General features: G+C 73.0%; 22 protein-coding genes. 12 read left to right on the top strand and 10 right to left on the bottom strand.

Going from position 1 to position 20,173, the window contains the following annotated elements; all coding sequences use genetic code 11:
• Positions 1-228 precede the first annotated feature (228 nt).
• On the bottom strand, positions 229-480 hold the full coding sequence (locus ACZ573_RS09315) for a hypothetical protein (RefSeq protein WP_471301262.1): 252 nt from the start codon (positions 478-480) through the stop codon (positions 229-231).
• A gap of 351 nt (positions 481-831) precedes the next feature.
• On the opposite strand from ACZ573_RS09315, the gene ACZ573_RS09310 reads away from it, so the two are divergent.
• Entirely contained in the window at positions 832-1,071 is a 240-nt protein-coding gene (locus ACZ573_RS09310; protein WP_471301260.1) for a chaplin, read from the top strand.
• Positions 1,072-1,138: 67 nt separating this feature from the next.
• Here ACZ573_RS09310 and ACZ573_RS09305 read toward each other — a convergent pair whose 3' ends face one another.
• On the bottom strand, positions 1,139-1,882 hold the full coding sequence (locus ACZ573_RS09305; protein ID WP_471301257.1) for a carbonic anhydrase: 744 nt from the start codon (positions 1,880-1,882) through the stop codon (positions 1,139-1,141).
• Between the two features lie 352 nt (positions 1,883-2,234).
• Between ACZ573_RS09305 and ACZ573_RS09300 the strand changes: the two genes are divergently transcribed.
• Entirely contained in the window at positions 2,235-2,885 is a 651-nt protein-coding gene (locus tag ACZ573_RS09300; protein ID WP_471301256.1) for a hypothetical protein, read from the top strand.
• Between the two features lie 86 nt (positions 2,886-2,971).
• On the opposite strand, the gene ACZ573_RS09295 is transcribed toward ACZ573_RS09300, so the two are convergent.
• The 4 genes from ACZ573_RS09295 to ACZ573_RS09280 form a co-directional block, all read right to left on the bottom strand.
• Positions 2,972-4,462, bottom strand: coding sequence for a cellulose binding domain-containing protein (locus tag ACZ573_RS09295; RefSeq protein ID WP_471301253.1), 1,491 nt, complete (start codon positions 4,460-4,462; stop codon positions 2,972-2,974).
• 160 nt (positions 4,463-4,622) lie between these two features.
• A complete protein-coding gene (locus tag ACZ573_RS09290; RefSeq protein ID WP_351159017.1) occupies positions 4,623-4,994 on the bottom strand; it encodes a VOC family protein in 372 nt (123 codons plus the stop codon).
• 29 nt (positions 4,995-5,023) lie between these two features.
• Positions 5,024-6,133 (bottom strand): PP2C family protein-serine/threonine phosphatase, encoded by a 1,110-nt coding sequence (locus tag ACZ573_RS09285; RefSeq protein ID WP_471301251.1) that lies wholly within the window; start codon positions 6,131-6,133, stop codon positions 5,024-5,026.
• Between the two features lie 107 nt (positions 6,134-6,240).
• Positions 6,241-7,062, bottom strand: coding sequence for a LysR substrate-binding domain-containing protein (locus ACZ573_RS09280; RefSeq protein ID WP_471301248.1), 822 nt, complete (start codon positions 7,060-7,062; stop codon positions 6,241-6,243).
• A 58-nt stretch (positions 7,063-7,120) separates the two neighbouring features.
• Here ACZ573_RS09280 and ACZ573_RS09275 point away from each other — a divergent pair, with 58 nt between their 5' ends.
• Entirely contained in the window at positions 7,121-7,534 is a 414-nt protein-coding gene (locus ACZ573_RS09275) for a DUF5997 family protein (protein WP_471301246.1), read from the top strand.
• Positions 7,535-7,827: 293 nt separating this feature from the next.
• Here ACZ573_RS09275 and ACZ573_RS09270 read toward each other — a convergent pair whose 3' ends face one another.
• A complete protein-coding gene (locus ACZ573_RS09270) occupies positions 7,828-8,283 on the bottom strand; it encodes a DoxX family protein (RefSeq protein ID WP_471301243.1) in 456 nt (151 codons plus the stop codon).
• A gap of 406 nt (positions 8,284-8,689) precedes the next feature.
• Between ACZ573_RS09270 and ACZ573_RS09265 the strand changes: the two genes are divergently transcribed.
• The 6 genes from ACZ573_RS09265 to ACZ573_RS09240 all read left to right on the top strand — a co-directional run bounded on the left by ACZ573_RS09265 (position 8,690) and on the right by ACZ573_RS09240 (position 13,605).
• A complete protein-coding gene (locus ACZ573_RS09265) occupies positions 8,690-9,646 on the top strand; it encodes a tellurite resistance/C4-dicarboxylate transporter family protein (RefSeq protein ID WP_471301240.1) in 957 nt (318 codons plus the stop codon).
• Between the two features lie 68 nt (positions 9,647-9,714).
• Positions 9,715-10,149, top strand: coding sequence for a VOC family protein (locus ACZ573_RS09260; RefSeq protein ID WP_471301238.1), 435 nt, complete (start codon positions 9,715-9,717; stop codon positions 10,147-10,149).
• 78 nt (positions 10,150-10,227) lie between these two features.
• Positions 10,228-10,914 (top strand): Rossmann-fold NAD(P)-binding domain-containing protein, encoded by a 687-nt coding sequence (locus ACZ573_RS09255; RefSeq protein WP_471301236.1) that lies wholly within the window; start codon positions 10,228-10,230, stop codon positions 10,912-10,914.
• 57 nt (positions 10,915-10,971) lie between these two features.
• Positions 10,972-12,180, top strand: a complete 1,209-nt coding sequence (locus ACZ573_RS09250) for an RNA ligase (RefSeq protein WP_471301234.1) — start codon at positions 10,972-10,974, stop codon at positions 12,178-12,180.
• Positions 12,181-12,183: 3 nt separating this feature from the next.
• Positions 12,184-13,224, top strand: coding sequence for a phosphatase domain-containing protein (locus ACZ573_RS09245; protein WP_471301232.1), 1,041 nt, complete (start codon positions 12,184-12,186; stop codon positions 13,222-13,224).
• 21 nt (positions 13,225-13,245) lie between these two features.
• The gene (locus ACZ573_RS09240) at positions 13,246-13,605 is read left to right on the top strand and encodes an NTP pyrophosphohydrolase (protein ID WP_471301772.1); all 360 of its coding nucleotides are present in this window, start codon (positions 13,246-13,248) and stop codon (positions 13,603-13,605) included.
• 51 nt (positions 13,606-13,656) lie between these two features.
• On the opposite strand, the gene ACZ573_RS09235 is transcribed toward ACZ573_RS09240, so the two are convergent.
• Positions 13,657-14,103 (bottom strand): SH3 domain-containing protein, encoded by a 447-nt coding sequence (locus ACZ573_RS09235; RefSeq protein WP_471301229.1) that lies wholly within the window; start codon positions 14,101-14,103, stop codon positions 13,657-13,659.
• Between the two features lie 216 nt (positions 14,104-14,319).
• Here ACZ573_RS09235 and ACZ573_RS09230 point away from each other — a divergent pair, with 216 nt between their 5' ends.
• A complete protein-coding gene (locus tag ACZ573_RS09230; protein ID WP_030717675.1) occupies positions 14,320-14,694 on the top strand; it encodes a YbjQ family protein in 375 nt (124 codons plus the stop codon).
• 225 nt (positions 14,695-14,919) lie between these two features.
• Here the strand turns inward: ACZ573_RS09230 and ACZ573_RS09225 are convergent, their stop codons facing one another.
• Positions 14,920-16,728 carry a serine/threonine-protein kinase gene (locus ACZ573_RS09225; protein ID WP_471301225.1) on the bottom strand — a complete coding sequence of 603 codons (1,809 nt, stop codon included), beginning with the start codon at positions 16,726-16,728 and terminating at the stop codon, positions 14,920-14,922.
• 103 nt (positions 16,729-16,831) lie between these two features.
• Between ACZ573_RS09225 and ACZ573_RS09220 the strand changes: the two genes are divergently transcribed.
• Complete coding sequence (locus ACZ573_RS09220; RefSeq protein WP_471301222.1) at positions 16,832-17,461, top strand: class I SAM-dependent methyltransferase; 630 nt, start codon at positions 16,832-16,834, stop codon at positions 17,459-17,461.
• A 123-nt stretch (positions 17,462-17,584) separates the two neighbouring features.
• Here ACZ573_RS09220 and ACZ573_RS09215 read toward each other — a convergent pair whose 3' ends face one another.
• Positions 17,585-18,589, bottom strand: a complete 1,005-nt coding sequence (locus ACZ573_RS09215) for a DMT family transporter (RefSeq protein ID WP_471301220.1) — start codon at positions 18,587-18,589, stop codon at positions 17,585-17,587.
• A 29-nt stretch (positions 18,590-18,618) separates the two neighbouring features.
• On the opposite strand from ACZ573_RS09215, the gene pdxR reads away from it, so the two are divergent.
• Positions 18,619-20,148, top strand: coding sequence for a MocR-like pyridoxine biosynthesis transcription factor PdxR (gene pdxR / locus ACZ573_RS09210; protein ID WP_471301218.1), 1,530 nt, complete (start codon positions 18,619-18,621; stop codon positions 20,146-20,148).
• Positions 20,149-20,173 lie beyond the last annotated feature (25 nt).

Genomic DNA, 20,173 nt, shown 5'->3' with positions numbered 1-20,173 from the left:
ACCACGTCAGGTGTAAGAGTCGGAACTCGGTCTCTCCAGAAGTAATCTGACCGCTATCAATTCGATTCTGCCGCATCTACGCACGCGCATCCACCGCCTTAGACGTCATTCCGGTCGTCGACGGGGGCATCATCCCCGCCGCCGGTCCGGTCCGGTCCGGTCCCGACCTTTGTAGTCGTCCTGGCGGCGACCGGACGAATAGTTGACCTCTGATGCTAAGAAATGCCGTCAGGGCCACGCGTGCACCGGGAAGGACGCCTGGAAGGCGAGCCGCCCGTCGGCTCCGTCACCGATGCGCGTGAGCAGATCGTCGAACGCGAGGTACTCCTCCCAGTGCTGACCACCCGTCGCCCGGGCCAGGGCGATCCGCGGATGGCGATGGTCCATCCATGCGACGAGTTGGACGGCCACGTCGTGGACGGCACGCAGATGGGCGGCCAGCCGCGGTGGTGCGTCGAGGGACCGGAGCAGGTCCACCACCGGGGCCGGGAGCGGCCGGAGCGGCGGATCGGCGGGAGCACGCAGGGCCTGGGACAGGGCGTCTGGGAAGCGCAGCGGCTCAGGCTACCGACGGGACGCGGGGCCTCCGGCCGGCCGACGGGGGAGGTGGCTCACCAGCATCACGGTCGGATGCTCCGGCAAACGGGTCAGGTCGCCAGGGCCCGACGGCGCTCCCGTACCTCCGAACGGAGGCGCGGGTCCACCTATTCGAGGGAACCGGGCGGCCGGAACCAGGCCGGGAGGCCGTCAGCTGCCGAAGGAAAGGGCGACGGCTCCGCTCGGGGCCGTGCGGTGCCCCGGCACCGCTGTGCGGTTACAAGGAGATGTCACGTGTCGCGTGTTCTGAAGAGTGCGGGTCTTGCCCTGGTGCTCGGCCTGGCGGTCATCGGCGGTGCGTCCTCGGCGTCGGCGGACGCCACCGCGGAGGGCATCGCGGCCGGCTCGCCCGGTGTGCTCTCGGGCAACCTGATCCAGATCCCGGTCCACGTTCCGATCAACCTGTGCGGCAACAGCGTCAACGTGATCGGCGCGCTCAACCCGGCCGGCGGCAACGTCTGCGTCAACGCCTGAAGGTCGTGAACCGTGGCCCGTCCCGGTCGGAGGCTCGACCGGGACGGGCCCGCACGCGCCACCGCCGTCAGGCCAGGGTGCGTACGCGCTGGTCGCGCAGCTCGTAGCGGGCGGCGAGCACGGCCAGTTCGCCCGACGCCACCTTTCCGGCGAGGTCGGGCTCGGCCGCCAGCCGTCTGCGGACGTTGCACACGTGCGCGTTGATCGTCGCGTCGACGCGGGCCTGGCCGTGCTGGTTGTGATCGATGGAAGGCCGTATCTGATCGGCCAGGTACTGGATGTGCGCGGGGAGCGGCTCGCCCGACTCGTCGGCGTGGACCGCCGCGGCGACCGCTCCGCACGACTGATGGGCCAGGACCAGTACGAGCGGTATGCGCAGCTCGAGAACCCCGTACGCGATGCTTCCCAGAACCGCCTCGTCCAGCACCTCGCCCGCCGACCGTACGGTCAGCAGGTCACCCAGCCCCTGGTCGAAGACCAGCTCGGGCGGAACGCGCGAATCCACGCAGCCCAGCACGATCGCGAAGGGCTGCTGGCCCTGGACGAGCCGGCGGCGCACGGCCGCGGACTCGTGCGGGTGCTCCTGGTCCTGGGTCCGCCACCGCTGGTTGCCGGCCGCCAGCCGGCGCAGGGCCTGCGCGGGGGTGGTCGCGGGCTCGGCGCTCTCCGGATCCCACGGGGCGGCGGAGGCGGGAAAGGCCGCGCCGAGGGTCAGGCCCGCTCCGGCGGCCGCCGCCGTGCCCGCGACGGCGGTGCGCAGCAGGGCGCGGCGGCTGTGCGGAGCGGAGAGGGTTCGTATGTTCGAAGACATGGCCGGACCGTAACCCGCCATTCCGGTAAGGGAGTTGGCGCGGCGGCCACAATGGCGGGATCCGCGCGGGGGCAGGCTTGATGGGGCCGGGATCTTCTCAGCATGCGGGCAGCGCGTGAGCGGTGGGCTCACGGGGTGTCGGTCGCGCCCCCGGGCCGTGGCGGACGGGCTCCGCGGGCGGCCCGCCGGGCGGTGAGCCGCTGGACGGCGGCCTGCGCGCCCGATGCCGTCCGCCGCGCCTCCGCGCCGAGCGCCAGCTCTTCCCAGCCGCCGCGCCCGTCCGGCCATCGGCAATTCGGCCGACCCGGGCCCGCGTGCGAGGCTTGCCCGGAACCCGGGAGGAGACCACACGATGCACACGCCGAGCCGGCCCGAAGACCTCGAACACCCCGAACTGCTCTGGTCCAGAGCGGTGACCATGGCCATCGTCGACACCGCGTGCTCGACGAGGACCGAGTTCGCCCTCGACGACGACGGCCTGTGGTGCCACTCCACCGGCGGGGACGGCTGGTGGCGTCTGACCCTGCTGGACGGCGGGCGCGCGGTGTTCTGCGGCCAGGACCCCGACGGCAGCCACACCCACGTCGGCGAAGAGCAGATCGACTTCCTCGCGGGCGGCCCCGACTGGCTGCCCTGGGACCTCCTGCGCGACGACGCCGCCGGCAATCTCTTCGGCTTCGTCTACTGGTGGGAGAACGGCGCGTGGCACCGCATCCCGTACCCGGACGAGGTGCGGGAGGACGGCCTGGACGGGGCCGCGGCCTGGGTGGGCCATGACGAGGAGGAATTCCTCGGACTCACCGTGTCCTCCTTCGACGCCCCGTACGCGCTGGCGCGGAGCCTGACCGAGGCCGTCGCCCGGTTCGCGGCCCTGGCGCGCGAACGCAAGGCCGACGCGGACGCCGTGGCGGCGCTGCTGGCGGCGGCCCACACCGAAGGCCGCCCGGCCCCGCGCCTCGACGCCGCACTCGACCTCGCCACCCGCGCGGGCATCCACGCGTAGGGGCGCGGGGCCACCACCGAACGGGCCCGCCGCACATGACGTGCGGCGGGCTCGTCGGCCGGTGGCCCCGTTCGGGCCTCGCGCGGCTACTTGAGCGCGGAGAACGCCTTGGTGAAGGCCAGCGGCTGCTGGAGGATCGAACTGCACGTCGCGTCGGCGTGGTTGACGGCCCCGGCCGCGCACTGCTTGTCCCGCGTGGAGGACCACATGGCCAGCCGGCCGATCCCCTTCGACGCGGCGAACTCCACGAGCTGCGTCGCGTCCTCCACCGTGAAGATCTCGCTCGCGACATCGTTCACGCCGATCATCGGTGTGACGGCCACGGCCTTCCACGCCGCCGCGTCGGACAGCCCGAGCACACCCTTGATCTGCGCCTGCGTGGCCGTCGCGGCCTGGATCGCGTACTGCCCCATGTCCCCGCTGTACGCCGGACCGTAGTCCATCGCCATGATGTTGACGGCGTCGACCCGCACACCGTTCTTCTTGGCGTCGGCCAGCAGCGCCACACCCGGCTGGGTCAGGCCCTCGGGCATCACGGGCAGCGTGAAGGCCACGTCCAGGCCCGGGTGGGACTTCTGCAGCCGGGCGATGGCCTGCGCACGGCGCGCGTTGGCCGCCGTGTCCGGCAGGGCCGCGCCCTCGATGTCGAAGTCGACCTTGGTGAGCCGGTACTGGTCGACGACCTTGCCGTACGCGGCGGCCAGCTCGTCCACGGTGGCGCAGTTCAGCGCCAGTTCGTGACCGGCGGCCCCGCCGAACGACACCCGTACGTCGCCGCCCTTGGCACGCAGTGCACCGATCTGGGCGGCCACCTTGTCGTTCGCGAGATCGGTGACACCGCCCCACAGCGGTGCGCAGCCGCCGCCGGAGGTGATGAAGGCGAGGTGGAACTCCTTCACCCCGGTCTTCGTCGCGGTGTCGAGGAGGTCGTAGGCGGGGTACAGGGAGGTGTCGACGTACGGGGCGAAACGCGCGCCGCCGCCCCCGGGGGCGGGAGTGCCGGTGGGGGCGGTCGCCGTGGGGGAGGGCGACTTGGTCCCGGTGGGCGCGGCGGAGGTGGCGGACGCGGTCGGGGCCGGGCTCGCCGTGACGGTGGGCCGGGCGGTGGGGCGCCCGCTGGGCTGGGCCGTGGCGCCCTGGTCCACCGAGCACTTCACCCCGTTGATCAGGCACCCGGTGGGGTCGCCGAGGGTGCCGGTCCCGCTCGCGACGAAGCCGACGGTGACGGAAGCCCCGGCCGCCAGCTGTCCGTTCCAGCTCGCGGGCTTCACGGTCACGCGGCGGCCGGAGACCGTGTGGGTGCCGTTCCAGAGCGAGTCGATCTTCGTGCCCGCCGGCAGGTCGAACTGGAGGGTCCAGTCCGACTGCGCCGTGCCGGTGCTGTTGGTGATGACGTACTGGCCGGTGTAACCGCCGCTCCAGGAGCTGGACTTGGTGTAGACGGCTCCGACGGAGGTCGCCTGCGCGGTCCCGGTGAAGGCGAAGGCCACCCCACCGATCACCGCCGCCGTCACGATCGCGCCCGTGACCTTCGCCGTACGGCTCGTCCTGCGCCGGTGCCCGACTGTGCTGCCCATCGCGTGCCTGCCTCTGTATTACTGGGGAGTTGGGGATCCGGCAGCACGCTAGCCGCACAGAAACGGACATTCGTTCGTTTCGGTGCGGCTTCGATGAGTCTTAGGTTCCGCTTAAGGCAGGGAAAAGAGGGGCATCAGGAAGCGGGTCGCGTCCTACGCCTCAGCCGTGCGTGGCGTCGATGACGCAGAAGCGATTGCCCTCGGGGTCGGCCAGCACCACGAAATCCGGGTCCTCCGGGTAGGAATCCCAGTCGACGTGGCGGGCGCCCAGCAGGACCAGCCGCTCCACCTCCGCCGCCTGCTCCGCCGCGTCCGCCGCGTACAGGTCGAGGTGGACGCGCGGCCGTTCCTGTACGGGCGTGACACTGCGGCCGAGCGCCAGGCCCGGCCCACCGCCGTCGGCCGGGACCAGGACCGTCCAGCCGTCGTCCACCTGTCCGTCACGGGGTACGTACCCCAGTGCCCGGCTCCAGAATTCCGCGGCCCGCCGCACGTCCGCGGCTCCCATGACGATCGTTCCGAGGGTCAGCATGATCCGATTCTGGCAAACCGCGGCGCCCCCTACGGTGCCGCGGGCCGCTCGATCGCGACCATCGCCGCGTCGTCGTCCAGGGTGTTGCCGGCCGCGTGCCTGAGCAGGTCCTCGCACAGCCGGTCCAGCAGGGCTTGCGGACGCAGGCCCGACCATGCGCTCACGCGCCGCGCCAGCGGGTAGAAGGCGCCCGCCCGGTCGCGTGCCTCCAGGACGCCGTCCGTGTACAGGAGCAGGACGTCACCCTCGGCGAAGGCGAAGGTCTGCGCGGTGACCGCCGACGCCACGAGCCCGGCGAGCCCCAGCGGCGGCGCCGGCCGGTCCACCTCCAGCTGCTCGGCGCCGCCGTCGCGCAGCACGAGGAGCGGCGGCGGATGGCCGCAGCTGACGAGGTGCAGCACCGGCTCGGCATCGGGGATGTCCAGGACGGCCGCGGTCACGAAGCTCTCGCCCTCGTCCCCGGCGCCGTCCAGGTCCGCGGAGACCGCCGCCTCAAGGTAGTCCACCAGGCCCGGCAGCGCGGCCTCCTGGTGGGCGGAGGCACGGAAGGCGCCCAGCACCAGCGCGGCGTCGCCGACCGCCTCCAGGCCCTTGCCCCGGACATCGCCGATGATCAGCCGCGTGCCGGTGGCGGTCCGGGCGGCGGCGTACAGGTCGCCCCCGATCTGGGCCTCGGCCGCGGCGGCCAGGTACACGGAGGCGACGTTCAGCGGGCCGATCCGGTCGGGCAGCGGCCGCAGGACCACCTCCTGGGCGGTCTCCGCCACCGAGCGCAGCTGGGTCACCTCCTTCTCGTGCACCTCGCGCAGGTGGGCGAAGAAGGTCACGAACACCGAGATCATCACGAGCGCGATGATCTGGAAGGTGTGGTTCAGGTCGGTGAGGGTGGTGCGAGCCGTCGCGACCACCACCTGGGCCAGTACGGCGACCAGTCCGACGAAGGCCGTCATCCGCGGCCCCGCGAACGACGCGGTCACGGCCGGAGCGGCGGCCAGGAACGGGCCGAGGTGCACCTCGGGCGGAGCGAGCACGTCGATCAGCGTCACGAGGGCGATCAGCGCGAACGGGACCGCCAGCTGCGCGCGGCTCACCCTGGGGGACCGGTGGTGACGAGGGTACGACGGCGGCCGGAGATCCATTCCTCCTGCATACACCGCGAGGTGAGCCGGATCCCCGAAGCCCGGCCGTCGCGGGCGGACCTGCCGGTCCTACGGACGTCGGCCGGGCCTGCGGACGTCGGCCGGGCCTACGGGCGGCGGCCGGGCCTGCCGCCCTTTCCGCCCTTCGCGCCCTTTCCGCCCTTGGGACCGCCGGAGGCCCCGCGGGGGTTCTTGCCCGCCGGCTTCCCGGACGAGGACTTCCCGGCCCCCGACTTCCGCTGCGCGCCGCCACCGCCGCCGCCACCCGTGCCCGTTTCCGGGCGCTTGCGCTTCGCCTTGGGCTGCGGCGGGGTCGGTGCGCGCCCCCGCGTGCTGTTCACGGTCCGGCCGCGGACGATCCCGATGAACTCCTCCACCAGATCGGTGGTCTCCTCCTGCGGCCACGACAGCGCGACCCGCGAGGCGGGCGCGTCGGAGACCGGCCGGTAGGTCAGGTCCTTGCGGTGGTGCAGGCGGGCCAGCGACTGGGGGACGACGAGTACGCCCACCCCGGCGGCCACCAGCTCGATCGCGTCCGCCGTCGTCTCGGGGCGCTCGATCGCGGGCTTGCCCGGCAGCTGCTCCCAGTCCAGGGTGTCGTCGAGCGGGTGGAAGACGATCTCGTCGGCGAGATCCTCGGTGGACACCTCTTCCGCAGCGGCCACGAGGTGATCCTTGGGGACCACGACCACCGTCGTCTCGGTGTAGAGGGGGATCGCACTGAGGTCGTCACGGTCGACCGGCAGCCGCACGAATCCGGCGTCCGCGCCGCCCGCCCGCAGCACGCCGCACGCCTCGATCGGGGACACCGCGACCAGGGTCAGCGGGACGTCGGGCAGCCGCTCGTTCCAGATACGCACCCACTTGCTGGGTGTCACCCCCGGGACATAAGCGAGCCGGAACGAATGGGGTACTTCCGAGCCTGTCACCCCGCAAGGTTACCGGTCGTGGTCGGAGGTAGCGCACACGCTCGATACTCTTGACACCATGACGTCGCACCAGAACACCCAGACGATGAAGCCCGCGACCGCGGCGAAGAAGCTGGGCGTGTACCTCGAGGCCACCCCCGCAGAGTTCCAGGAGGGTGTCGTCTCGCGCAGCGAATTGAGTGCGCTCCAGGCCGACCCGCCCCAGTGGCTGAAGGAGCTGCGCGCCAACGGTCCGCACCCCCGACCGGTGGTGGCGGCCAAGCTCGGCGTGTCCATTGCCGGCCTCGCCCGCGGCGGGGTCACCGAGCCCCTCACCACGGAGCAGATCGAAGCGCTGAAGCAGGAAGCTCCCGAGTGGCTCCAGCGTGAGCGCGCCACCCAGGCCGAGGTCCGCAAGGAAACGGTCCGCATCAAGGAGAAGCACGCCGAGAAGGCGGAGAAGGCCGAGAAGGCCCGCGACCAGCACTCCTGACCCGCGCCTCCGCCTTCCGCCAGGCCTGGTCTCCCGTGGGGAGGCCGGGCCTGACGCCTTCCACCGGCCCGCTGCGCCCCTATGCCCCTGTGCCCCCTGCGCTCGCGGGGGCGGCCCCGCCGCCCCCCAGCAGCCGCACCGGCCGGTCGAGCCGGCCCGCCCGGTCTCCGGCGTGAGCGCCTGCAGCAACGGCAGGATCACCTGGTAGGGCCACCTCGTCATCATGGCCTACGAGATGGGGCTGGTCGCGCCGTCCGCTGAGGGGCCGGCGCGTCGGGCGCTGAATCGATTCCTCAGGCGGTGACGGCCTCCGGGCGGTTCTCGTCCCGCCGCCCTGCGGAGGCCGCCGAACGCGAGGAGAACAGCCCGTCCACCGCCAGTGCGCCGGGGCCGGTGAACACCAGCAGGAGGAAGGCCCAGCAGAACATCGCCGAAGCCTCGCCGCCGTTCTGCAGCGGCCACAGCGCACCGGGCTGGTGCACGGTGAAGTACGCGTACGCCATCGAACCGGAGGCGACGAAGGCGGCCGCCCGGGTGCCGAGGCCCAGCAGGACCAGGGCGCCCGCGACGAGCTGGACGGCGGCGGCGTACCAGCCGGGCCAGGTGCCGGCGGCGACGGTTCCGCCACCGTGCGCGCCGCCGAGGACACCGAAGAGGGAAGCGGCGCCGTGCGAGGCGAAGAGCAGTCCGGTGACGATCCGGAACAGGCCGACGGCGTAGGGCTGGGCATGGTCGAGACGTGCGTTCATGGGGGGAGGCTCCTTCGGTCGGGGACGGGTCCCGAAGTCGTGCCGGCGTTCTCGAGCGTGGGCGAGCCATAGGTTAGGTAGACCTAACCAGGCTGGCAAGCGCGAGTTCCGGCCACCCACGGTGCGGGTCCGACGCTATCCCGCACCCGGAGGACCGCGCCGGTGGCGCGCGGACCGGCGCGCCCGTGCGAGGGATCGGGAATCCGCCGGTCCCTTCCCTTTTGACGGACCTGCAGGTCCGCGTCCGGGGTGCGAGCCCAGGACCGGCCCGCATCCCGGCCCTGTGCATCGCACGCAGATTTGCTTGATCTTGCGTGCAAGAGGTTTCGCGTCCGGCCGTGTGGTTCCCGCGGCGCGTCGGCCCCGTCCGCGGGCGGCCGGCCGATCCGTGGGGTCCGCTGGACGTGTGAGCATCCTCCCCGGCCGCGACTGGTGGACCGGGCTCCCGCCCGCGGCGGGAGCCGCCGTCATGGCCACCGGCATCATCTCCGTCGGGCTGCACCTGACCGGGCAGGAGGCGGCGTCACTGGCCGCGCTGGTCGTCGCCGGGGCGCTGTGGCTCGTACTCGCCGCCGACTTCGCCTCCCGGCTGCTGGGTGACCGCGGGCGGTTCCGCGCCGAGGCCGACACACCGGCCGCGCTGACGGCCGTCGCCGCCACCACCGTCATCGGGGCCCGGCTCTCGCAGCAGGGCTGGCAGAGGGCGGCCGTCGTGCTGCTCGTGGTGGCGGCTCTGCTCTGGCCCGGCCTGCTGTTCAACGTCCTGCGGCACTGGGGGCGGCGCATGCCGGGGGCGGCCTTCCTCGGCTGCGTGGCGACCCAGGGCCTCTCCCTCCTCGCCGCGTCCCTCGCCGACGCCGGCCACCAGGACCCGCTGGCGCGGGCGGCGATGGCCGCCTTCTGCCTCGGCCTGCTGCTCTACCTGGCGGCCCTCTTCCGCTTCGACTTGCGCGAGGTGGCGGGCGGGGCGGGTGACCACTGGGTGGCGGGCGGTGCGCTCTCCATCTCCGCCCTGGCCGGATCCAAGCTCACCGCGTCACCCGTATGGACCGGTTCGGCACACACGACCCTGCGTACCGTCACTCTGGCCCTGCTCACCCTGTCGCTCGCCTGGTACGTCGTCCTCCTCGCCGCCGAACTGCGCCACCCGCGGCCGCGCTACGACATCAGGCGCTGGGCCACCGTCTTCCCGCTCGGCATGACGGCCACCGCCTGCCTCTCCGTGGCGGACCCGGCCGGCGTCGCCTGGCTGCGCCCGCTGGGCGAGGTTCTGCTCTGGATCGCCGTCGGAGCCTGGCTGCTGACCTTCGCCGCGCTGGTCGCCTCGCACCTCACCGCCGGGAGCGACGCGAGGGGCCGCTGACCCCCGCGCCGCACGCCCCCCACTTGTGCCGTGTGGCGACGGCGCCGCCACCTCAGTAGGGTCCCGGCATGGCGTACACATTCCAGGTGGCCATCGACTCGACCGACCCGCACACGCTGGCCGACTGGTGGGCCGAAGCCCTCGGCTGGGAAGTGGAGCCGATCGACGAGCAGTTCATCCGCGGCCTGATCGAGGCGGGCCACGCGAGCGAGGACGACACCAAGACCCACCGGGGCATGCTCGTCTGGAAGGCGGGCACCGGGATCCGCCACCCGGAGGGCCTGGAGCGCGCACCCCGCGTCCTCTTCCAGTTCGTCCCCGAACCCAAGACGGTCAAGAACCGGGTCCACTTCGACGTCCGTACCGGCTCCGACGACCCGAAGGCACTGGTCGAACGCCTCATCGCCAACGGCGCCACGCACCTCCACGAAGGCCACCAGGGCCCCAGCGTATGGACGACACTCGCCGACCCGGAAGGCAACGAGCTCTGTGTCTCGCACTAGGGACACCCCTAGGTCCTGTCGTCAAAGTGGCGTCGCGGGCCCGACGGGACGTTGACGACAGGGCCTAGGCTGCCCTCCGTGAACGTCATCCTCTTCGGCGCGACCGGCATGCTCGGCCGGAGCGTCCTGCGTGAATGCCTGCGCGACGACGCGGTCGAGAGCGTCGTCGCCGTCGGACGCACCCCGCTCGGCGTCAGCCACCCCAAGCTGCGCGAGTGCGTCCAGGGCGATCCGTCCGACCTTGTCGCCGCCGGCATCGACCCGGCCGCGTACGACGCCTGCTTCTTCTGCCTCGGGGTCTCCTCCGTCGGCATGAAGGAGGAGGCGTACCGGCGCATCACCTACGATCTGACGCTCTCCGTGGCCCGGCCGCTGGCCGCCGCCAATCCCGGCATGACCTTCGTCTACGTCTCCGGCGAGGGCACGGACAGCACCGAGCAGGGCCGTTCCATGTGGGCCCGGGTCAAGGGGAAGACCGAGAACGACCTGCTGGAACTCCCCTTCCGCGCCTACATGTTCCGCCCCGGCATCGTCCAGCCGGTGCGCGGGGTGCCCTCCAAGGCCCGCCTGTCCCGGGTGTTCTACGCCGTCCTCGGCCCCCTGGTCCCCCTCGTGCGGCGGGTCGCCCCGAACCTCGTCATCACCTCCGAGGCATTCGGACGCGCCATGATCGCGGTCGCCACGCCCGGCACCGAGATCCCCGGCCACATCCTGCGGCCCGCCGACATCAACCGCCTGGGCACGGTTGCGACCAGGCATAATTGATTACCGGGCACACCCTCCCGCACGTGAGAATGAGCCATCTCAAACCGGGAGGACCCCATGAGCCAGGAGACCCTGACTCTGCATGACCTGCTGCCCGCACAGGCGCTGGCGGACTCGATCGACGCCGGGTACGTGACCCGCAAGTCGCACCCCGAACTGCCGCTGTCCATCTACACCTACACACGGACGGCCCAGTACGAACGCGTCTGGAACGACGTCACCACGCGCTGCCGAGGACTCGTCGCCGACGACGAAACCGGCGCGATCGTCGCTCTGCCACTGCCGAAGTTCTTCAACGTCGGCGAGCACGAGTCGGGTCAGCCGTACGCCCCCGCCCTCCCGGAGGAGCCGTTCGAGGTCTACGACAAGGTCGACGGCAGCCTCGCCGTGGTCTTCCACTACGCGGGCCGCTGGCGGGTCGCCTCCAAGGGGTCCTTCATCAGCGCCCAGGCGACATGGGCGCAGCGCCTGCTCGACGGCCGGGACACCGCGGCCCTGCGCCCCGGCACCACCTACCTCGCCGAGATCCTGTACCCGCAGAACCGCATCGTCGTCGACTACGGCGACCGCCGGGACCTCGTCCTCCTCGCGGCCTTCGGCCAGGACGGGACCGAGGTCCCGCTCGCCGAGGCCGCGTCCCACTGGGAGGGAATCGGTTCCGTCGTCACGGTCTGGCCCGCCATGCCCATCGGCGAGCTGATCGCGCTCACCGAGTCCAACACCCTGCCCGGCGGCGCGCCGGCGACCGGCACCCAGGCGGAGGGCTTCGTGCTGCGCTTCGCCTCCGGCGTGCGGGCGAAGGCCAAGCTGGCCGAGTACGTACGGCTCCACCGCGTGCTCACCAAGGTCACCGAGCGGGACATCTGGCGGGCCCACGGCATCCAGCGGTTCGCCGGCCTGCCCGTCAAGCAGCTCGCCCAGGGGCTCGGCACCACGGTCGCCGAGATCGAGGCTTCGGGCGGCAAGCCGCTCGATGCGCTGCTGGACCAGGTGCCCGACGAGTTCGACGCGTGGGTGCGCGAGGTGATCGAGCGGATCGAGAGCGAGGCCGCGCGGCGCGAGCGCGCCAACGACGAGGCGTACGCGGGGCTCGCGCACCTGGCGGCCGACCGGGGGGCCTTCGCCCGGGCCGTGAAGACACTTCCCGACCGGGAGGTCCGGGCCGCGATGTTCCTGCGTCTGGACGGGCGGTCCACGGAACTGGCCGTATGGCGCAACGTGCGGCCGGAGACGTCCGACCCCTTCACGAACGACGAGGAGAACTGACCCGTGGCCGAAGAGACACCCGAGAACACGGCCGCGACCGCGGAGGTGACCGCGGACGCGACCGAGGAGGCGACTGCGGCCGTGGCCGTGGCCGTCGCCGAGGAGGCCCCGCTGCCCGTCGTGCACGTCATGACGGGCCTGCCGGCCTCCGGCAAGACGACGGCCGCACGCGCCCTGCAGGCCGCGGCCGGTGGCCGCATGCGCCGCGTCAACCTCGACGACTTGCGGCTCATGCTCGACCTCCCGGACCCCGCGCGGGGCCGTAGCTTCAAGCACGAGCAGACCGTGCTGGCCGTCCAGGACGCGGCGGTCCGCGCGGCGGTCGACGGCGGTTTCGACGTGGTCGTCGACAACACCCACCTGACCAAGAACATCCCCAAGCGGCTCAAGGCGGCGGTCGGCGGTCTCGTGACCTTCGTCGTGCACGACTTCACCGGCGTCCCGCTGGAAGAGTGCCTGCGCCGGGACGCCGCGCGCGAGCGCCAGGTCGGCGAGGAGATCATCCGCATCCTGGCCGAGAAGCACGAGAAGGCCCGGCGGGGCGGCTGGCGGCTGACGTCGGAGTGGATGAACGGCGGGGCGAGCGGGGTGGCCGCGCCGCCCGTGACGGAGTACGTCCCCGATCCGGCCCTGCCGGCGGCGGTGATGTGCGACATCGACGGCACGCTGGCGCTGACCGGCGACCGGGGCCCGTACGACTTCTCGCGCTGCGAGCTCGACCTGCTCAACGAGCCGGTTCGGCACGCGCTCGACGCCTTCCGGCGCGCCGAGGGCGACGTGATCGTGCTGCTGTCGGGGCGCGGCGAGGAGCACCGTCCGCAGACGGAGTCCTGGCTGCGGCGCCACGAGGTGCCGTACGACGAGCTGTGGATGCGCGCGGCGGGCGACACGCGACGCGACGACGTGGTGAAGGCGGAGCTCTTCGACACGCATGTGCGCCACCGGTACGCGGTACGGGTCTCGCTCGACGACCGGGACCGGGTGGTCGCGATCTGGCGCCGGATGGGCCTGCCCACCTGGCAGGTCAACTACGGCGACTTCTGAGGACCGGCCGCCGTGAATGCCGTGAACGCCCCGCGGAACGTGCTGATCGTGGACGGCGCGAACGTCGTCGGCTCGGTGCCGGACGGCTGGTGGCGGGACCGGCGGGGCGCGGCCGTCCGGCTGCGCGACCTGCTGGCCGGCCGGGGCGGGGACGAGGAGATCGTCCTTGTCGTCGAAGGCGCCGCCCGCGGCGTCGAGTCCGTTCCCGGCGTACGGGTGGACCCGGCGCCCGGGAGCGGTGACGACCGGATCGTGGAGCTGGCCGCCGCGTATGCGGAGCGCGGCTGCGTCGTGGTCACGGCCGACCGTGAACTGCGGGAACGGGTCCGGGCGTACGGCGTGGAGTGCGTGGGTCCGCGTGCCGTACGCCCGGTGGACTGACCGCCGACCCGCCGGCCTGCCTGGCTACCCCGCCGGCCGGCCGGGACGGGGTCAGCGGCAGTACTTCACCTCGGAGAGGTTCTTGACGTAGCGGGCGGAGACCCAGCGCTCCTTGTCGTAGGCGCGCTTGGGCGCCTGGGCGTCGTGCTCCCAGTCGCCGTTCTTCTCGGCCAGGCGGTACCAGATGCGGTTGCCGTCGACCCTGTCACCGTACTTCTTGCACTCGATCTCGACCTTGTTGTTCGGGTACACGTGACCGAGGGACTGCGAGTGGATGCTCGGCTTGCTGCGGACCGTCAGCGGGCCCTTCGACACGACCTTGCCGATGACGTACTTCTCGGGATACACACCGGGCTCCGCAGACCCTCCGCCGACGACGATCTCCCGCGGCGGCAGGTTCTCCGGACCGTCGTCGGCGACGGCGGCGCCCGCTCCGACCAGACCGAGAACCAGGCTGCCGGTGGCGAGAGCGAGGGTGGTTCTGGTGGGCTTCAGCATGAGCCGGCTCCTCTACGAAGACATCCACCCGGCCGCGACGCGCGACACGGGGCGGCAACCAGGCGGTTGCCAGGGACGACTATGACGAGAGCGGGGCGTGTAGCCCCGGTGGCTCACCGTCGTTTAACCCGATATGACCAATTTGCCCTATCGATATGCGGGGCCCGTGCCCGCCCCGGGGTGCGGGCGCTGGCGGCCCGCGCGAGAGTGGGTGCCATGGGTATCGATGACTACGGCGGAGGCGCCGGCGCACACGAGAGCGGCGTCCTCGTCGTGACGACCAACGACGTCCCCGGCTACCGTGTCGAGCGCGTCATCGGCGAGGTCTTCGGCCTCACCGTCCGCTCCCGCCACCTGGGCAGCCAGATCGGCGCGGGCCTGAAGTCGATGATCGGCGGCGAACTGAAGGGCCTGACCAAAACCCTGGTGGAGACCCGGAACCAGGCCATGGACCGGCTCATCGAGCAGGCGAAGGCGCGCGGCGGCAACGCCGTGCTGATGATGCGCTTCGACGTCACCGACGCCCAGGACGTCGGGACCGAGGTGTGCGCGTACGGGACGGCCGTCGTCCTCGTCCCGGCCTCCACCTGACCCGCCTCCACCTGACCCGCCTCCACCTGACCCGCCCCCGCCCCCGCCCCCGGCCCGTGCGCGCCGGGATGCGCTGCTCCCTGCGTGAGCGAACCACGTGAGGTCGTCATCGTCCGCCGGGCGGGTCGTGATCTTTGTGACCAGGACGGGTCGGCCGGCCGGGCTGCTGACCGCCTACCACCTGCGGACGCAGGCCCTGATCCGCCCTGATCGACAAGACACCCCCTAGCGCTTCCAGAGGGTCACTTCGGTGATGTAGGTCGGGACCGTGTAGTTCTTGTCGGTCGAGGGTTCGAGGCTGACTATCTTCACCATGGCCAGGTTGCCCTTGGACGTGACGGTGCACAACAGGTCGCCCTGGACGATGGTGCTGTCCGCGCCGGTGACGTCCGCCTCCCGCAGCCGGTTGGGGATGGGGTTGGTGGCGGCCCCGGTCTCGCACTGTTCGGGGGTGGGCCCCTTGCTCTTGCCGAAGGAAGTCGAGGTCCGGATCCCGTCGAAACCCATCGTGAGCTCCTGGTCCGACGAGCTGATCTCGCCGGTCGTGGCCACCTTGGGGAAGTCGAGATCGACATCGTTGTACTTGCCGAACTCCCTGGGCGCCAGGAGCTTCAACGGCTTGTCCTTGAACACCGCGGTGTAGGTGCGCCCGGAGGGCGAGGCGTTGGGCGAGGAAGAGGACGAGGCGGAGGGTGTCGAGCCGCCCGTCTGGGCCGCCGGCGCCGCGTCCTTCGGGGCGTCCGCCGTCTTCTCCTTGCTGTCGCCCGCGGTCTGCTTCGCGCCGCCGCCGTCCTCGCGCGTGAGGTACCAGGTGCCGCCCGCGGCGAGGGCGACGGCCAGCACACCCGCGCCGACGACCAGCGGCACACGGCTGCGCCGCGCCGCCGGGGCGGCCGGTCCGGCCGGTGCGCCGTAGGCCGGGGCGCCGTAGGCGGGTGGGGCGGTGGGCGCGCCGTACAGCGGCGTGTGCGGGCCGCCCGCCGGGCCCGGGCCCTGGGTCGGCGCGTACGCCGGGGGGACCGGCCCGGACGCCTGCGTGGGCGCGTAGGCGGGCGGGGCCGGGGCGTGCGCAGGTGCCGGGACGAACGTCGGGACCGGGGCCGGTGCCTGGGCCTGTGCCTGCGCGGACCGCTCGCGCCGGGCGATCTCCGCGGCCAGCGGCGCGGGCAGCCAGCCGTCGAAGTCACGCAGTTCCCGGCCCGCCGCCCGGCCGCACCACTCGGCGAGCTCGGCCGGGGTGGGCCGCTGCGCGGCATCGGAGTGCAGGCAGCGCTCCAGCAGCTGGCGCAGCGGCTCCGGGTAGCCGCTCAGGTCCGGCGCCTGCTGCGGGGTGTTGGCTATCGCGGCGGCGATCGAGAGACCCCCGCCGTCGCCGTACGGGTGGCGGCCCGTGGCGACGACCGCCGCGATCAGACCCAGCGCGAAGACGTCGGTCGCCGCGGTGACCGTCCGGCCGAGCGCGTGCTCGGGGGACATGTACTGCGGCGTCCCGATGAACCCGCCGCTGCGCGTCAGCTGGGTGGTGTCGGTGGCCCGCGCGATACCGAAGTCGATCACCCACGGGCCGTTCGAACCGAGCAGGATGTTGCTCGGCTTGAGGTCGCGGTGCACCACCGAGGCGGCGTGGATGGAGTGCAGGGCCTGCGCCGTGCAGCCGATCAGCTGGAACACCGCGGGCAACGGCAGCGGGCCGTGCGTGGCGAGGGCGTCGTCGAGGGCCAGACCCGGCACGAACGCAGTGGCGAGCCAGGGCTGTTCACCACTGGTGTCGTGGTCGAGCACCGGCACGATGTGGTACCCCTGCACGCGGCGGGCCGCCTGCACCTCGCGTTCGAAGCGGACCCGGAAGTCCTGCTCCTGGGCGAACTCGCGGCGGATGACCTTGAGGGCGGCCGGCTGGTTCCCGCGGGTCCGCGAGAGGTAGACGGAGCCCATACCGCCTTCGCCGATCTTCGCGAGCAGCCGGTAGCCGGCGATCTCCTGCGGATCCTCCGGACCGAGCGGTCTCAGTACGGCGTCGTCGGTGTTGGACATGGGCTCCCCCTTGATGATCACTGACCTCAGATCCTAACGGGGCCGTCGCCTGCCACGGCACCACGCCGGTACGGTGGAGCTCCGGAGGCGAAGGGGCGGCCCGATGAGTCAACGCAAGTCGGCGGCAGAGGTGTTCGACGATCTGGGGGAGCGCTACGAGGAGGTGTTCGGGCGGGTTCCCGGCCAACTGGCGGCCCTGGACTGGCTCACCGGCCGACTGCCCGCCGGGGCAAGGGTGTTGGACGTGGGCAGCGGCACCGGACGGCCCACCGCCGAGACGCTGGTCCGGGCCGGCTGCGCCGTCACCGGAATCGACGTCTCGGCGGCCATGGTCGAACTGGCCCGCGCCAGGGTCCCGCAGGCCCGCTTCGAGCAGGCCGACGTACGGACCTACACGCCCGAGCGGGCCGGCTTCGACGCGGTGTGCTCCTTCTTCCCCCTGCTGGTGATGGACCAGCCGGAGGTCGCGGGGGCACTGGACCGCATGGCGTCCTGGGTCGCGCCGGGCGGGTACTTCGTGATGGCCACGGTGCCGGGGGACATCCGGGGCCTGGACATCGAGTGGATGGGCCACGAAGTCACCGTCAGCAGCCTCTCCACGGCGGACCACCTGGCCAGACTCACCGGCCTGGGCCTGGAGGTGCTGCACCACCACACCGCGCAGTTCCAGCCCGCCGACGACCGGGCGGGCCCGGAGGAGCACCTCTTCTGCTACGCGCGCCGGAGCATGTAGAGGAGTCGTCTGGAGGAATCGTCGGATCGGTACGCGGGCCGGAGCGGCTGACCGCGGACTTCATGCGCGCGGGGCAGCCGTGGCCGGGGCGCCGCCCGACGGGCCCGCGCCGCGACGTCGGGCTCAGGGCCTGTCGGCGAAGTCCCGCCCGGCCGGCGGCGCCTGCGCGCCCTCGCGCGCGGCACGATCCGGACGCAGGCCCGCGGCCAGCCCCACGATCACCACCAGCAGGCCCAGCCACACCGCCGGGCCCGGGACCCCGCCGCCCGTGAGGACACCCGCACCGGCCGCGGCCAGGGGCGCGATCCCGGCCAACAGGCCCGCGCGGCCGGCGCCCACGGTGGCCACCGTGCGGTACCAGAGCAGGAAGGCCACCGCCGTCACCATGACGGCGAGGTAGCCGGCGGCCGCCCACTGGGCCCGCCCCAGCGACGACAGCCCGGCCGGGCTCTCGAAGGCGGCCGCGAGCCCCGCCAGCATCAGCGCGCCCAGCCACACCGCGTGCACGGACACCCCCCACGCCCCGTGCCGGCGCAGCACCGGCACCGCGAGCAGGGTGAACGCGGCCTCGCAGCCCAGCGCGAGGGCCGCCCAGGCCACCCCCGCGGCGTCCGTCCGGCCCGTCCCCTCGACCAGGACCGCCCCGGCCACCACCACCGGAGCCGCCAGCAGCACCCGGCGGCTGGGCCGCCGCCCTTCCAGGAACGGGCCGAGCAGACCCAGCAGGATCGGTACGGAGGCCACCGCGACGGCGATGACGGCCGGTTCGGCGTGCGCGACCCCGCGGACCACGGCCACGTTGAACAGCACCAGCCCGGTCGCCGCGATCCCGGCCAGCCACAGCCACTCCCGGCCCCGCGGCCGGCGGATCGTCACCCGGGCGGCCCGCGCCAGAGCGAACAGCAGCAGCGCGGCGGCCGCGTACCGGACGGCCTGGGTGGCGAACAGCGGGGCGCCGACGAGCGCCCGCGAGACCGTGACGCTGCTGCCGACCAGCGCCATCCCCGCGATCCCCGGAAGCAGGTCACGGAACGCGGTGGAGCCGGCAGGAGAGGTGGAGGCAGAGGCGGAAGTGGCGGGTGGTGCGGTCGAGGCGGACGTGGGGGTGGAGGCGGGTCGAGTCTGCATGGGACCCAGCGTGGCCGCACAATGGCCCCATGAGCAGGTCCAATGAAGGTGCTACCGAGGGGTCCAAAAGCCCGAGCGGCTCGGACTTCCTCCAGCTCGACGTCGGCCAGGCCCCACCGGGCGGGCGCACCGAATGGCTTGCGGGCCGGCTCCGCGCAGCCATCGCCGACGGCACCCTCCCGGTCGGCAGCCGGCTCCCGGCCAGCCGTGTCCTCGCCGCCGAACTGCGCGTCTCCCGGGGGCTCGTCACCGAGGCCTACCAGCGCCTCGCCGAAACCGGCCAGGTCAGCGGCCGGGGCCGGGGCGGCACCGTGGTCGTCGCCGCGCCACCACCCGTGTCCACCGGCTCCCGCCCACCGGAGCGCGGCGGGCTCGTGGACGCGCTGCGCGCCGTGCCGTGCCGGATCGACCTCTCGCCCGGGGTACCCGACCTCACCGCGTTCCCGCGTACGGCCTGGCTGCAGGCCGAGCGCCGGGTCCTCGCCTCGCTCACCCCGGCCGACTTCGGCTACGGCAACCCCCAGGGCGCGCCCGCACTGCGCGAGGCGGTCGTCGGCTGGCTGGCCCGCAACCGGGGGATCCGGGCCGACCCCGACGAGGTGGTCGTCGTCGCGGGTGTCGCCCAGGCGCTGGCGCTGCTGGCGTACGTCCTGCGGGAGGAAGACGTCCACCGGATCGCGGTGGAGGACCCGGGCTCGCTGGGCGCCCGGCAGCAACTGGAGTACGGGCGGCTGGAGCCGGTCCCCGTACGGGTGGACGAGGCCGGGCTGGACGTGGCCGCGCTGCGGGCGAGCGGGGCCGGTGCCGTGCTGCTCACCCCGGCGCACCAGTTCCCGACCGGGGTCGTCCTCGACGGCGAGCGCCGCCGCGACCTGATCGGCTGGGCGGCCGCCGGGGGACTGGTCATCGAGGACGACTACGACGCGGAGCACCGCTACGACCGGGCCCCCGTCCCCGCCCTGCGCGCCCTGCTGCCGGAGGCGGTCTGCTACGCCGGCAGCGTGTCCAAGCTCCTCGCCCCCGCCCTGCGCCTGGGCTGGCTGCTGGTCCCGCCGCGCCTGCGCGACGCCGTGACCGCCGCCAAGCGCTACGCCGACCTCGGCAATCCGGTCCTCGCCCAGCTGGTCCTCGCCCGGCTGATGGACTCGGGCGAACTGGAACGGCACCTGCGCTACGTCCGGCGCCGCCACCACCGCCGACGCGACGCCATGCTCCGGGCCGTCGCCGAGCTGCTGCCCGGCGCCCGGGTGCACGGCGCGGCGGCCGGGCTGCACCTGATGGTCACCTTCGACGGTGCCGGCTTCGACGACACGGCCCTGGCCTCGGCGGCCCTGGCCCTGGGGGTCAAGACCCACCCGCTGTCCTGGCACCGCGTCCGGCCCGGCCCGCCAGGCCTGATCCTCGGCTACGCGGCCAGCTCGGCCGGAGAGATCGAGGAAGGCATCGCCACCCTGGCCACGGCCCTGGGGAGAGCCGCCGACGGGCTCCCGGAAACCGGCCGGAAAGTTTTTCCGGAACGGCGGCAACCTCCCGGGGGGTCGCGCGTCGTGCGGGGGTGAAGGGCGCAGTCCCGCGTCCTCGACC

This window comes from Streptomyces sp. NPDC040545, from assembly GCF_055595065.1.
Note: the sequence above shows the minus strand (reverse complement) of the source record. Positions and strands in the feature narration are given on the sequence as shown.